The sequence below is a fragment of the Arthrobacter sp. 01T419 genome, assembly GCF_056398865.1.
On sequence record NZ_JBFTQF010000001.1, the window covers coordinates 13,838 to 27,408 of the forward strand.

14 protein-coding genes and 1 riboswitch are annotated in these 13,571 nt (G+C 63.4%); of the genes, 2 read left to right on the forward strand and 12 right to left on the reverse strand.

The window, feature by feature from the left end:
- Positions 1 to 59 precede the first annotated feature (59 nt).
- The 8 genes from rplS to AC1DLO_RS00115 all read right to left on the reverse strand — a co-directional run bounded on the left by rplS (position 60) and on the right by AC1DLO_RS00115 (position 5,671).
- Entirely contained in the window at positions 60 to 419 is a 360-nt protein-coding gene (gene rplS, locus AC1DLO_RS00080; protein WP_059387674.1) for a 50S ribosomal protein L19, read from the reverse strand.
- Between the two features lie 288 nt (positions 420 to 707).
- Positions 708 to 1,553: a tRNA (guanosine(37)-N1)-methyltransferase TrmD gene (trmD, locus tag AC1DLO_RS00085; RefSeq protein ID WP_476888328.1), complete on the reverse strand. Its 846-nt coding sequence runs from the start codon at positions 1,551 to 1,553 to the stop codon at positions 708 to 710.
- A complete protein-coding gene (rimM, locus tag AC1DLO_RS00090) occupies positions 1,554 to 2,114 on the reverse strand; it encodes a ribosome maturation factor RimM (protein ID WP_476888329.1) in 561 nt (186 codons plus the stop codon).
- Positions 2,115 to 2,243: 129 nt separating this feature from the next.
- A complete protein-coding gene (locus AC1DLO_RS00095) occupies positions 2,244 to 2,486 on the reverse strand; it encodes an RNA-binding protein (RefSeq protein ID WP_028267532.1) in 243 nt (80 codons plus the stop codon).
- A 1-nt stretch (position 2,487) separates the two neighbouring features.
- On the reverse strand, positions 2,488 to 2,910 hold the full coding sequence (rpsP, locus tag AC1DLO_RS00100; protein ID WP_184737373.1) for a 30S ribosomal protein S16: 423 nt from the start codon (positions 2,908 to 2,910) through the stop codon (positions 2,488 to 2,490).
- 194 nt (positions 2,911 to 3,104) lie between these two features.
- Positions 3,105 to 3,548, reverse strand: a complete 444-nt coding sequence (locus tag AC1DLO_RS00105) for a hypothetical protein (protein WP_184737371.1) — start codon at positions 3,546 to 3,548, stop codon at positions 3,105 to 3,107.
- 77 nt (positions 3,549 to 3,625) lie between these two features.
- Positions 3,626 to 4,498, reverse strand: coding sequence for a VOC family protein (locus tag AC1DLO_RS00110; protein WP_476888330.1), 873 nt, complete (start codon positions 4,496 to 4,498; stop codon positions 3,626 to 3,628).
- 78 nt (positions 4,499 to 4,576) lie between these two features.
- Positions 4,577 to 5,671, reverse strand: a complete 1,095-nt coding sequence (locus AC1DLO_RS00115; protein WP_476888331.1) for an amidohydrolase family protein — start codon at positions 5,669 to 5,671, stop codon at positions 4,577 to 4,579.
- Between the two features lie 109 nt (positions 5,672 to 5,780).
- Positions 5,781 to 5,888, forward strand: a riboswitch (TPP riboswitch).
- On the opposite strand from AC1DLO_RS00115, the gene thiC reads away from it, so the two are divergent.
- On the forward strand, positions 5,884 to 7,704 hold the full coding sequence (gene thiC / locus AC1DLO_RS00120) for a phosphomethylpyrimidine synthase ThiC (protein ID WP_476914367.1): 1,821 nt from the start codon (positions 5,884 to 5,886) through the stop codon (positions 7,702 to 7,704). (Overlaps the previous riboswitch by 5 nt.)
- Here the strand turns inward: thiC and AC1DLO_RS00125 are convergent, their stop codons facing one another.
- The gene (locus tag AC1DLO_RS00125) at positions 7,705 to 8,454 is read right to left on the reverse strand and encodes an alpha/beta fold hydrolase (protein ID WP_184737363.1); all 750 of its coding nucleotides are present in this window, start codon (positions 8,452 to 8,454) and stop codon (positions 7,705 to 7,707) included.
- 56 nt (positions 8,455 to 8,510) lie between these two features.
- Positions 8,511 to 10,082 (reverse strand): signal recognition particle protein, encoded by a 1,572-nt coding sequence (gene ffh / locus AC1DLO_RS00130; protein WP_476888333.1) that lies wholly within the window; start codon positions 10,080 to 10,082, stop codon positions 8,511 to 8,513.
- A gap of 151 nt (positions 10,083 to 10,233) precedes the next feature.
- Here ffh and AC1DLO_RS00135 point away from each other — a divergent pair, with 151 nt between their 5' ends.
- Positions 10,234 to 11,634, forward strand: a complete 1,401-nt coding sequence (locus AC1DLO_RS00135; protein WP_476888334.1) for a glucose-6-phosphate dehydrogenase — start codon at positions 10,234 to 10,236, stop codon at positions 11,632 to 11,634.
- 99 nt (positions 11,635 to 11,733) lie between these two features.
- Here the strand turns inward: AC1DLO_RS00135 and AC1DLO_RS00140 are convergent, their stop codons facing one another.
- Both AC1DLO_RS00140 and AC1DLO_RS00145 read right to left on the reverse strand, forming a co-directional pair.
- Positions 11,734 to 12,072, reverse strand: coding sequence for a P-II family nitrogen regulator (locus tag AC1DLO_RS00140; RefSeq protein WP_028264639.1), 339 nt, complete (start codon positions 12,070 to 12,072; stop codon positions 11,734 to 11,736).
- Positions 12,069 to 13,403 (reverse strand): ammonium transporter, encoded by a 1,335-nt coding sequence (locus AC1DLO_RS00145; protein ID WP_184737357.1) that lies wholly within the window; start codon positions 13,401 to 13,403, stop codon positions 12,069 to 12,071. The genes AC1DLO_RS00140 and AC1DLO_RS00145 overlap by 4 nt, the downstream gene beginning before the upstream one ends.
- Between the last annotated feature and the right edge of the window lie 168 nt (positions 13,404 to 13,571).

Genomic DNA, 13,571 nt, shown 5'->3' on the forward strand with positions numbered 1-13,571 from the left:
GTTGCGGATTTCTCCGGCGCTGGCCGGACACGAATCCAGGACCCGCTTTGGTCGAAGACCTACTTGCCGGTGGCGAAGTCGCGCTTTTCCTTGATCTTCGCAGCCTTACCGCGCAGTGCGCGCATGTAGTAGAGCTTGGCGCGGCGGACGTCACCCTTGGTGACGACCTCGATCTTTTCGATGATCGGGGAGTGCACCGGGAAGGTACGCTCTACGCCGACACCGAAGGAAACCTTGCGGACGGTGAAGGTTTCGCGAACACCGTCACCCTGGCGGCCCAGGACGAAGCCCTGGAATACCTGGACACGGGAGTTCTTGCCTTCGATGATGTTCACGTGAACCTTGATGGTGTCACCCGCGCGGAACTCGGGAACATCGTTACGCAGCGAAGCTGCATCTACGCTATCGAGGATATGCATTAATCCACTCCTGGTGAACGCCACAGGTCATCCACTTTGGGTCACGGCGGGCAAGCCCGGGGCGCGAGGCCGTCCGGAAATTACCGCCGAAGATTTCAAAGTCCAGCACCACCACTGATTGGCGGTTCCGGGTTGTCAGGCTGTTGGCTACGCTCCCCCTGTGGCAGGCGCGAACCCAGTAGACACAAGGGTTAATTCTGCCATACCCCGGGAGTTCCGGCCAATCCCGCGGATGCGGTCCGACTTTCGTGGTCCATGGGTGGACGACACTGCCCGACGGCGGCCGGCTCAGTCGGAGACGTCGTCGTGAGGGCGGTGCCGCAAATGGCCGTCGACGACGTCGTACCCCAGTTCTCCGAGGGCCGTACGGTCCGCACGAGTCAGGCCGCCGGCGTCGAACTCCGCGAGGAGATCCGGACGGCGCTCTGCCGTGCGACGGAACTGTTCGTGGCGCCGCCACTGGGCGATCTTGCCGTGGTTGCCACTCAAAAGGACGGCAGGCACGTCACGATCGCGCCACGATGAGGGCTTTGTATAGACCGGGTACTCCAGCAGGCCGTCTGAGTGGGATTCCTCCACTAGGGATTCGGGGTTGCCGACCACGCCTGGAAGCAGCCGTCCGATCGCCTCTACCATGGCCAGGACCGCGACTTCGCCGCCGTTGAGGACGTAGTCCCCCAAGCTGACCGGGCGGACCGTGAAGTGTTCGTCCGCCCACTCAATGACGCGTTCGTCAATGCCTTCATAGCGGCCGCAGGCGAACACGAGCTGTTCTTCTTCGGCGAGTTCATAGGCAAGGGCTTGGTTGAAGCGCTCCCCCGCCGGTGACGGGACAACCAGGACCGGCTTCTTCGCAGGCGCGTCCTGCGAGCTCCCAGAGCCGCCACTTTCGGTTACAGCAACCCGGGCAGCGGCAATGGATTCCAAGGCCTGGGCCCAAGGCTCGGGCTTCATGACCATTCCTGCACCACCGCCGTAAGGAGTGTCGTCCACGGTGCGGTGCTTGTCGGTGGTGAAAGTCCGCAGGTCATGGACGTTCAGTTCCAGGAGCCCATCCTGACGAGCCTTGCCTATGAGGGAAAGTTCGAGGGGCGCCAGGTACTCCGGAAAGATGCTGACGACGTCGATCCGCATCTAAGCATCGTCCTTGTCTTCGGAGTCCTCAGCATCGTCGTCGGCGGATGAATCCGTGTTCAGCTCAAAGAGGCCCGGCGGAGGCGTGAGCAACACGTAGCCGTCCTCGACGTTGACCTCGGGCACAATCTCCTCGACGAAGGGCACCAGGATTTCCTTGCCATCCGCGCTTTCAATGACCAGCAAGTCCTGGACGGGCATGGTGTTGAGTGCGGTCACCTTGCCCACGGCCTGCGAGCCGACACGGACCTCAAGGCCGACGAGCTCGTGCTCGTACCAGCCCTCGTCGTCGTCCTCGTCGAGTTCTTCGGTTTCGATGAAGAGCTTCGCGCCGCGGATTTCCTCGGCTTGGTTGCGCGTGGAGATCTCTTCGAAGCCGAGCAGCAGGATGTCTTTGTTCCAGCGGGCGCTGCTGATGGTCAAAGGACCGGCCTTTGCGGGCTCAACCACGAATTCGGTCCCGGGGACAAAACGATCTCCCGGCGCGTCGGTGAGCACCTGGACGGTGACTTCGCCGCGGATTCCGTGGGGCTTGCCGATTCGGGCAACCTGGAGCTGCATGGGGATTCCTCTGATTTCTTCCCTGGGGCCGGCTTCGGACCAAGGCTGGAGTTTGGTCGTAAAACAATCCGGCCCCTCCACCATAATCTGGTGAAGGGGCCGGATCTAAGACAAGTATTGCTGAGCGCGTTACCGGCGACGGTCGGTGTCGACGACGTCGACCCTGACCTGCTCGCCGCCGGCCAATGCCGCAATCACCGTGCGCAAAGCGCGTGCGGTGCGGCCTTGGCGTCCGATGACCCGTCCGAGGTCGTCCTGGTGAACACGTACCTCGAGGGATTCCCCGCGGCGGTTGTTCTTGGCACTGACCTTGACGTCCTCAGGGCTGTCAACGATCCCCCGGACCAGGTGCTCGAGCGCTTCTGCCAGCAATTTACTCAGCCTCGGTGGTCTCTGCTTCAGCGTCAGCGGGAGCTTCAGTTGCTTCCGACTGCTTGGCCTTCTTGGTGATGGCTTCCGGGATGATAACGGAACCCTTCTCCGGTGCAACGAACGCAGGCTTGGCGACCTTGGTCTTCAGCGTGCCTTCCTGGCCCGGGAGACCCTTGAACTTCTGCCAGTCACCGGTGATCTTGAGGATCGCAGCGACCTGCTCGGTCGGCTGGGCGCCGACGGACAGCCAGTACTGTGCCCGCTCGGAGGCAACCTCGATGTACGAGGGCTCCTCGGTGGGGTGGTACTTGCCGATCTCTTCGATCGCACGGCCATCGCGCTTGGAGCGGGAGTCCATGACGACGATGCGGTAGTACGGTGCGCGCATCTTACCAAAGCGCTTAAGGCGAATCTTTACGGCCACTTTTGTGGTCACTCCTGTTTCTGAAACGGGGTTGAGCCCGTCGTTCTGCACCCGTGGGGCGGGCCATACTTGAGGGTTCGAAGGACAAGATGCACACACGGAGAGAGGGGCCGCGCGGATCGAGTACCTGTCCATTGTGCCAGATGGCAGACGGTATTTCGAACTACGTGCCCGTGTGGCGGGTTACCCCGGAATTACTGCTCGGCTGACCAGACGTAAAGACCGGCGCGCTCGGCCTTCTCGACGTCGCTGGCGAGGGCCGCCAACTGCTGCACATAAAGGCGGGACTGCTGGGCATCGAAGGGCATATCCTCTTGGGCTGCCCAGCGCTCGGCGACGTCGTCGAGGACACTGCCTTCGCCCTCAGTCTCGTAGCTGAGAAGTTCGGACAATGCACGCACCATGGCCCCTGGAACACCCAGCAAAGCGTCACTGGTGACGTCCACCAGGGCCAACTCGTAATCGGCGCCGGCCGCGTGCACGGCAGTGCCTGCGAGGTCGCCGAGCTGTTCTACTTCGAAATCGCTGATTCCCGGGATCCGTACCGCAGCACCGGAAACGTCACTGCCCTTCTCCAGGGCGGCGGCCCTCTTGAGTGCTTCATCGTGGGTGGCAACAAAGATTTCAGCAAAGCCCATGGAAACTACCCTCATTCATTCGTGCCGACGGAGCTGCGGCGTGGCCGAAAGGTATGCGCCACGCCGCAAACTCCAGCCTAGCGGACGGCGACCCGCAGCCGGTTGCGCCATGGATCCTCGAAGCGCAACTCCTGGCCCGTGTGGTGGGACGAAATGCCGGCAACCTTGAGGCGATCGGCGAGCGCGCCGACGTCGTCCCCTGACGGGACTTCAATCACAACCTCGCCAAGGCCCAGCGTGTCCTTGCGCGGGCCGGCGCCGCGGCTGTTCCAGACATTCATGGCCATGTGGTGGTGGTAGCCGCCTGCGGAGACGAACAAGGCCTGCCCATGCCAACCGGCGGTCTTCTCGAAGCCTAAAGTGCCGACGTAGAAATCGTGGGCAGTCTGCACGTCGCCCACTTGGAGGTGGACATGCCCGACGCCGGCGCCTGCCTCGTGCTGGCCGGTCACCGCCTTTTCGCTCAGGTACTGCTGGAGGTAGCGCTGCGGAGGGAGGGGCAGGCTGTCCATGACAACGGACGTGCCGTTCCACTCCCAGCCTTCGCGGGGCTTGTCGTAGTAGAGCTCGATGCCGTTGCCCTCGGGATCGGTGAAGTAGAAGGCCTCACTGACCAGATGGTCCGCACTGCCGACGAAAGCGTGGGGCTCGTACTGCGCGGCGGAGGCAACGGTGGCGGCGAGCGAGGACTGGTCTTCGAAGAGCAAAGCCGTGTGGAAGAGTCCAGCTTCGCCGCGGCCCGGGATCTGGAGGCCGGAGGCCGGAGCCAAGTGAACCAGCGGCTTGCCGACCCTGCCGAAGTAGAGTCCGCCATCCTGCTCGGCGACGACGTCCAGCCCCAGTGCCCGCTGGTAGTAGTCGCTCATGAGCTTCATGTCCCCCACCTTGAGCATGACAGTGCCCATGGTGAGCTCGGCAGGAAGGAGATCCTGGCTGGATGTGGTGGTCATGTGAAACTCCCGGCTTCTTGTGGCGCCGCCCTTCGGCAACCTCTATCTATCTAAATTACTTGAAGCTTCAATTTATTCCTAATGCTGGTCACTTCCCGAAATGCGCCCCCTGAGCACGGTGCTTTGCGGCTCCAGCACCACCTCAAGGGACGCGCGGGGATCTTTTGCGTACAGCACGACGTCGGCATTGGCACCTTCGCTGATGCCGTCGGCACCCAGCCACTCGCGGGCGGACCAGCAGGCAGCATCGAGCGCAGCGGCCGTCGGCAATCCGGCCTGGTGTAGTTCCAGGATTTCCTCGCCGATACGGCCATGCTTGATGACACTGCCGGCGTCAGTCCCGGCATACACGCGCACTCCGGCGTCGAATGCCTCGCGGACCCGCTCATAACGACGCTCCCACAGCTCGGTCATATGGGTGGCGTAGCGCGGGAACTTTGTCTCAGCCTGCTTGGCGATGACCGGGAAGGTAGCAATGTTGATGAGCGTCGGGACAATCGGCACCCCCTGGTCGAGCAACCGCGGAATGTGATGCGGCAGGAGGCCGGTGGCGTGCTCGATGCAGTCGATGCCGGCGTCGAGCATGTCGTCGATAGTTCCTTCGGCGAAGCAATGGGCCGTCACCCGAGCTCCCTCGTCGTGCGCGGCTGAGACGGCGTCCTTGACGCTGGCGGCCGGAAAGGACGGACCCAAGTCCCCGAGCGAGCGGTCGATCCAGTCTCCTACGATCTTGACCCAACCGTCTCCGGACCGGGCCTGCTTGCGTACGGCCTCCACCAGATCTTCCGGCTCGACTTCCTCTGCCAGCCCGGGGATGTACCGGCGCTGCCTGGCGATGTGCCGGCCCGCGCGGATGATCCTCGGCATGTCCGTCCGGCGCTGCAGCCAGCGTGTGTCACTTGCGGAGCCGGCGTCGCGGATCAAAAGTGTCCCGGCGTTCCGGTCCGCCATTGCCTGAAGGCGCGCGGTCTCCTCGTCAACAGCTCCGCCCTTTCCCAGTCCAACATGGCAGTGGGCGTCGACAAGGCCGGGGAGCACCCATCCGTCCAGGACAACGCTCGGCGCGGCAGCAGGCCGCAGAAAGGTCAGCCGTCCGTCGACCGACCAGAGCCCGCGCCGTTCGTCCCTGGGCCCTGTGAGGACGGTGCCGCTGAACTCGATGATTTCTGGCATGCTTCCACACTAAACTCCGGCGCGATCGCCTGCTCGGTCACATCTGTCCTGGGTCACATCTGTCCTAAGTCACATCTGTCGTAGGTACCAACGGCTGTGGTAGCTTCGTCTACGACCACACGGGGGCCCTTGCAAGGGCTGAGATCGGGCTGATGCAGCCTGCGACCGTTGAACCTGTCCGGGTAATGCCGGCGAAGGAAGTGAGTAATCCTTTGAGTACCAAAGAAACACAGCTGAGCCCTACCCAAAACGGATCAGCGCAGGAAGTGACCCAATCCCTCAAGTCGCATTCCCTCGCGTTCCTGGAGGATGCCGAGGCGGGAATCCGGGTACCGGTCACGGAAATCGCCCTGGAACCGTCCCCCAACGGCGAGGCGAATGCGCCCTTCCAGGTGTACCGTACCGCGGGGCCCGGGAGTGATCCGGTGGTCGGCCTTGAGCCGTTCCGCAGCGAGTGGATCGAAGCGCGCGGCGACACCGAGGCATATAGCGGACGTGAACGGAACCTGCTCGACGACGGCAAGTCGGCCGTGCGCCGCGGCGCCGCCTCCGCGGAGTGGAAGGGCGCACAGCCGGTGCCCCGCCGCGCCGTCGAAGGCAAGACTGTCACCCAGATGCACTATGCCAAGCAGGGCATGGTGACGCCCGAGATGCAGTTCGTGGCACTTCGCGAAAACTGCGATGTTGAACTGGTCCGCAGCGAAGTCGCCGCCGGCCGGGCCATCATTCCCAACAACATCAACCACCCGGAATCCGAGCCGATGATCATCGGCAAGGCCTTCCTGGTGAAGATCAACGCCAACATCGGCAACTCGGCCGTCACCAGTTCCATCGCCGAAGAAGTGGACAAGCTGCAGTGGGCCACGCAATGGGGCGCAGACACGGTCATGGACCTGTCCACGGGCGACGACATCCACACCACCCGCGAATGGATCATCCGCAACTCCCCCGTGCCGATCGGCACCGTGCCCATCTACCAGGCGCTGGAGAAGGTCAACGGCGAAGCCAACAAACTCACGTGGGAAATTTTCCGCGACACCGTCATTGAACAGTGCGAGCAGGGTGTGGACTACATGACCATCCACGCCGGCGTGCTGCTGCGGTACGTGCCGCTCACCGCCAACCGCGTGACCGGCATCGTTTCCCGCGGCGGCTCCATCATGGCGGGCTGGTGCCTGGCCCACCACGAGGAAAACTTCTTGTACACCCACTTCGACGAACTCTGCGAAATCTTCGCCAAGTACGACGTCGCCTTCTCTCTCGGCGACGGACTGCGCCCGGGAGCGACGGCGGACGCCAACGACGCCGCACAGTTCGCCGAGCTGGACACCTTGGCCGAACTGACCATGCGGGCCTGGGAGTTTGACGTGCAGGTCATGGTCGAAGGGCCGGGCCACATTCCGTTCCACTTGGTGCGGGAGAACGTGGAACGCCAGCAGGAACTGTGCAAGGGCGCGCCCTTCTACACCTTGGGCCCGCTCGTCACCGACGTGGCGCCGGGCTACGACCACATCACTTCGGCCATCGGTGCCACGGAGATTGCCCGCTACGGAACCGCGATGCTGTGTTACGTCACACCCAAGGAACACCTGGGCCTGCCGAACAAGGACGACGTCAAGACCGGCGTGATCACGTACAAAATCGCTGCCCATGCTGCCGACCTCGCCAAGGGACACCCCGGCGCCCACGAACGCGACGACGCCTTGTCCAAGGCCCGCTTCGAGTTCCGCTGGCGCGACCAATTCGCACTGTCGTTGGATCCAGTCACGGCGGAGTCGTTCCATGACGAGACCCTTCCTGCCGAACCGGCCAAGACAGCGCATTTCTGCTCCATGTGCGGACCGAAATTCTGCTCCATGCGCATCAGCCAGGACATCCGCGACGAATACGGTTCAGCGGATTCCCAAGCAGCCATCGCGGAAATGTACAGCGGCATGCGCGAAAAGAGCGAGGAATTCCTGGCCTCCGGCGGCAAGGTCTACCTGCCTGAGCTGGAAGTTCCTTCAGGAGCGAAGTCAGGAAGCCTGAACTGATCAGGAAGCCTGGACCGACCCGGCGCGGCTGACGTCCGCAATGAAGGAACGGATGATCCGGTCTCCTTCAACTGAGTCATGAGGCCGGTGTCCTCCTGCCGCAACGCGGTGGAGGGCGCCGGTTTCCTGCAGGTACCCGGCGATCTCTTCGTAGAGCGGTTCCCATCCACCGGTCAAGACAAGCGTAGGAACTCCCGGGACAATATGCAGGGGCGCCTCCCAGGGTGGCGCCTGCAGCCGCAGGCGCCGGGCGGTACGCCGGGCCTCCGGGGTACTGAGGACGGCTGCTTCGGAGGAAAACGCCCGGCGGACGAACTCACGTTGGTAATCGTCATCGCTGAGTTCGTGCCGGATCCGGAACAAGGGTTCCATCAGCGCCCGGTAGGCCGCAGTGGCGGGCAGTTCAGCCGTCAAAGAAAGGCATGCCGGTTCAACCAACACGAGGGAGCGGACCAGGTCCGGCCTCTCCACCGCGGCCAGCATTGCGGAGATAGCGCCTTGGGAATGCGCCACGACATGGCCACCACGGGCCGGGCCGGAGGATGACGCGGCTTCTCTCGCTCCCAAGCATTCCAGCACGATGTCCACATCTGCGGCGACATCGGATTCCAAAGGCTCCGCCTGCGCGTCAAAGCCGTGGCGTTTGAGGAAGAGCGCGTCATAGTCCAGTGCCATCCCGTGTTGCTTCGGCCAAGCGGCAGCGCCGAACGTGCCTGCTCCATGGACGAACACAACGCGCTGCTTTTGCATTCATCCAGCCTATGGCACGGGGCTGACAACCAAACTCACTGGCCGCTGGGGGACGGTTACTTGCCGCCGAGGAACTTGTCGAAGCCCTTGGGCAGGTTCAGCTGCGCGGGGTCGAAGTCGCCGGCACCCTGGCCGAATGCCGCGCCGGTGGGAACAGCCTTCGCCCGCTTGTTCTCGGCGTCTCGCAATTCCTGGGCGGCCTTGGCGGGGTTGCCGGAACGGGCCTTCTTCTTCGGCGCGCTCTTGGCACCCTTGCGCGAACCACCGCCACCGATGCCGGGCATACCCGGCATCCCCGGCATGCCGCCGCCCTGGGCCAGCTTCTTCATCATCTTCTGGGCCTGCGCGAAACGCTCGAGGAGGCCGTTGACCTCGGAAACGTGCACGCCGGAGCCTCGGGCGATGCGGGCGCGACGGGAGCCGTTGATGATCTTCGGAGCCAGGCGCTCATGCGGAGTCATGGAGCGAACGATGGCCTCCACGCGATCGATCTCGCGCTCGTCGAACTGCTCCAGCTGCTGGCGGATGTTCTGCGCACCCGGCATCATCATGAGCATCTTCTTCATGGAACCCATGTTGCGGATCTGCTGCATCTGGGCGAGGAAGTCGTCCAGGGTGAAGTCTTCCTGATCGGCGAACTTCTTCGCCATCCGGGCCGCTTCGTCCTTGTCCCAGTTCTTCTCGGCCTGTTCGATCAGGGTGAGAACGTCACCCATGTCCAGGATGCGGGAGGCCATGCGGTCCGGGTGGAACAGTTCGAAGTCGTCGAGGCTTTCGCCGGTGGACGCGAACATGACCGGCTTTCCGGTGACGGACGCGACCGACAGGGCGGCACCGCCGCGGGCGTCGCCGTCGAGCTTTGACAGCACGACGCCCGTGAAGTTGACGCCTTCATCGAACGCAACGGCCGTATTGACCGCATCCTGGCCGATCATGGAGTCGATCACGAACAGCACTTCGTTCGGGATGATCGCCTGGCGGATGCGGCGCGCCTGGTCCATCATTTCGGCGTCGACGCCGAGGCGGCCAGCGGTGTCGACGATCACGACGTCGTGCAGCTTCTGGCGGGCTTCGTCGACGCCGGCGCGTGCGACGGCGACAGGGTCGCCGGTGGGAACATCCAGGTCTGATGTGGTGCCCGGGTGCGGTGCGAAGACGTGGACGCCAGCGCGTTCACCGACGATCTGGAGCTGCGTCACGGCGTTGGGACGCTGGAGGTCGGCGGCAACAAGTACGGGGCTGTGCCCTTGGGCCTTGAGCCACTTGGCGAGCTTGCCCGCGAGGGTGGTCTTGCCCGCGCCCTGCAAGCCGGCGAGCATGATGATGGTGGGGCCGGTCTTCGCCAGGCGGATACGGCGTGTCTCGCCGCCGAGGATCTCCACGAGTTCCTCGTTGACGATCTTCACGATCTGCTGGCTCGGGTTCAGGGCCGCGGAAACCTCGGCGCCCAGAGCACGTTCACGGATGCGCCCCGTGAACTCGCGGACCACGGAAACAGCAACGTCCGCATCCAACAGGGCGCGGCGGATCTCCCGGACGGTGGCATCGACGTCGGCCTCGGTGAGGCGACCCTTGCCACGGAGATTCTTGAAGGTTGCTGTCAACCGGTCAGAGAGTGAATTGAACACGCGCCGTGCACTTCTTTCAATGGTCTACGAATGGCGGCCATTCCGGCGCGCCAACATCTTGACGATTCCTGCCCCAAACAAATCTGACTCAACTGAGGGACTCGACTATCTAGGGTACCAAGACGCGCCTGCAAGATGGCATGCTGGCACAGTGACCAGCAAAACAACAGTCAAAACGTTGCTCATCCTAGGCGCCTCGGGGGACTTGACAGGCCGGCTGCTGTTGCCCGGCCTTGCCAGGCTTGTGGCCGGCGGGCTCGCGGAAGGCCTCAAGCTTGTGGGGGCGGGTTCCGATCCCTGGACCCCCGAGCAATGGACAAAACGGGTCCAGGGCGCCTTTGAGGAGGCTGGAAAGGACGCCGATGCCGCAGGAAAGAAAGCAGTCGCGGCCATGGAGGACAGCACCACATACCATCAGCTGGATGTCACGGCCGATGGCCAACTCGCCACACTGTTGGCTGGACTCGAAGCTCCGGTAGCCGTCTACTTTGCCTTGCCGCCACACATCAGCCAAAAGGCCTGCGAAGTCCTCACCGCCGGAGATCTGCCGGCCGGGACGCGGCTGGTGATGGAGAAGCCGTTCGGATCCAGTCCGGAATCCGCCCGGGAACTCAACAAGACCCTAGCCGCCCTGGTCCCGGAAGACCGCATCCACCGGGTGGACCACTTCCTCGGCAAAGCCACCGTCCTGAACATCCTGGGCCTGCGCTTCGCCAATAGGTTCCTCGAACCCGTGTGGAACCGGGACCATATCGAAAAGGTGGAGGTCATTTTCGACGAAGACCTCGCACTTGAAGGGCGTGCCCGCTACTACGACAACGCCGGTGCCCTGAAGGACATGATCCAGAGCCATTTGCTGCACATCATGGCACTCCTGGCCATTGATGCCCCCGCCACCATCGGCGAGCGCGATCTCAGGGGCGCGATCTCGACGGTGCTGCGTGCGAGCAGCATCAGCGCGCCCTACCGGAAGACCACCCGCAGGGCCCGGTACAAAGCCGGCCGGAGCGGTGGGCATCCGGTTCCGGACTATGCCGCCGAGGAGGGTGTTGATCCCGCCCGGAACACCGAGACGCTTGCGGAGGTTGAGGTGTCGATCGACAATTGGCGCTGGAAGGGAGTCCCTTTCATCCTTCGCTCAGGTAAGGCATTGGGACTCATGCGCAAGGAAGCCATCATCACCTTCCGGCCTGTTCCGCATCTGCCGGCCGGGTTCCAAGGCGTGGACTCCCCCAACCAGCTGCGTATCGGTTTCGGTCCGGACACACTCCAGCTCGACGTTGACGTCAACGGTCCCGGAGACATCTTCACGCTTGACCGCGTAACGCTCAACTCTGAACTGAATGCTTCCGAGCTCTTGCCCTACGGAGAAGTCCTGGAGGGGGTCATCACCGGCGATCCCTTGCTTTCCGTCCGCGGAGACACCGCGGTGGACTGCTGGAGGATCGTCGAGCCCGTGCTCAAGGCCTGGGCCAAGGATTCGGTGCCGCTTGAGGAGTACGACGCCGGTGGGGCCGGTCCCGCGGACTGGCCCACCGCCGTCGTGGGCTAGGGGGTCGGAGGCTAGCAGGCCGGTCGACTTCGGAAGCGCAAACGCGAAGGCGGGCCGGGTACCTTTCCAGGTACCCGGCCCGCCTTTGCGTTAGGTGCTTCAGATGGCTGCTGCGCCGCGTTCGCCCGTGCGGACACGGACAGCTTCGTAGACGTCCACGGTCCAGACCTTGCCGTCGCCGGCGCGGCCCGTGTTGGAGGAAGCGATCAGGACATCGAGGATGTCGTCCGCCTGCTCATCCGTGGCCAGGACCTCGACGCGGATCTTCGGAAGCAAATCCACGTTGTACTCGGCTCCGCGGTACACCTCCGTGTAACCCCTCTGCCGGCCGTAGCCGCTGGCCGCGCTGACCGTCAGTCCCTGTACCCCGTAAGCTTCGAGCCCCTCTCGGATGGCGTCGAGCTTCTCCGGGCGGACGATCGCCGTGATGAGTTTCATGCCTGGACACTCTCCTTGCCTGATACGGATGCTTCGTCAGTGGCTTCGGCGGATGCCTTGCCGGTGATGAGGTCGTGAAGCGGCTGGAAGCTGCCTCCGTGTCCTCCGACGCCGAACTCGTACGCCGTTTCGGCGTGCAGGCTGAGGTCTGCACCGGCGATTTCCTGGCGTTCGGAGATGCGGAAGCCCATGAGCTTGTGGATCGGGTAGGCGATGATGAACGTCATCACGCCGGTGAAGACAATCGAGCAAAGCGCCGCGAGGGACTGTGCCACCAGCTGGGTGGTACCGCCGCCGTAGAACAGGCCGGCTGCGCCCTGGGTCGGGGTGGCAAGGAAGCCGATGGCAACGGTGCCGATGATGCCGGACACCAAGTGGACACCGACGACGTCCAGGGAGTCGTCGTAGCCAAGCTTGAACTTCAGGCCGACGGCCAGGGCAGACGCAACACCGGCTGCAACGCCGAGGGCAATGGCACCGAGCGGGGAAACGTTGGCACAAGCCGGCGTGATGGCAACCAGGCCGGCGACAACACCCGAAGCAGCTCCGAGCGAGGTGGGGTGGCCGTCACGGATGCGCTCCACGATCAGCCAGCCAAGCATGGCTGCTGCGGGTGCGGTGAGGGTGTTGATCCAGATGAGGCCCGCCTGCTCTACCGTTGCTGCTGCACCGGCGTTGAAGCCGAACCAGCCGAACCAGAGGATGGCCGCGCCGAGCATCACCAGGGGCACGTTGTGCGGGCGGTGGTTCGGGTCCTTGCCGAAGCCCTTGCGGTTGCCGATGATCAGGACGAGGATCAGGCCGGCAACACCGGCGTTGATGTGCACCACGGTGCCACCGGCGAAGTCGATGACCGGAGCGAACGTCTGGCCGAACCAGCCGTCCTTCGAGAAGAGCCCGCCGCCCCACACCATGTAAGCCATGGGTGCGTAGACCAAGGTGGCCCAAATCGGGGTGAAGAGCGTCCATGCCGAGAACTTGGCGCGGTCCGCGATGGCACCGGAGATCAGGGCCACGGTGATGATTGCGAAGGTGGCCGCGTAGCCTACCTTGAGGAGGTCTGCAGGATCCGTGAAGTTGTGCAGGCCGAAGTGGCTGAACGGATTTGCGAAGAGCTGGAAGAAGTTGTCCGTGTTGCTCGTGGACATCGAGGCGCCCCACAAGACCCAGACGATGGTCACTGTGCCGATGGCGATGAAGCTCATCATCATCATGTTCAGGGCGGCCTTGGCACGGGTCATGCCGCCATAGAAGAATGCCAGGCCCGGGGTCATGAACAGCACGAAGGCTGACGCGACCAGGAGCCAAACGAGACCGGCGCTGAATTCCATGGTCTACGTCCTCTCTGCTCTTTGTTGCGGACTTTGCCGCCTGTCCCAACGCATTTGCGTTCTATGTAAGAGTTTTGCGGGGCAGTGTTTCACCTGCGAAGGTTTTAGATTGCAGGGCTGTTACAAGAACTTCTCGAAGGTAAATGGTGCATATCACGCTTGTTACGG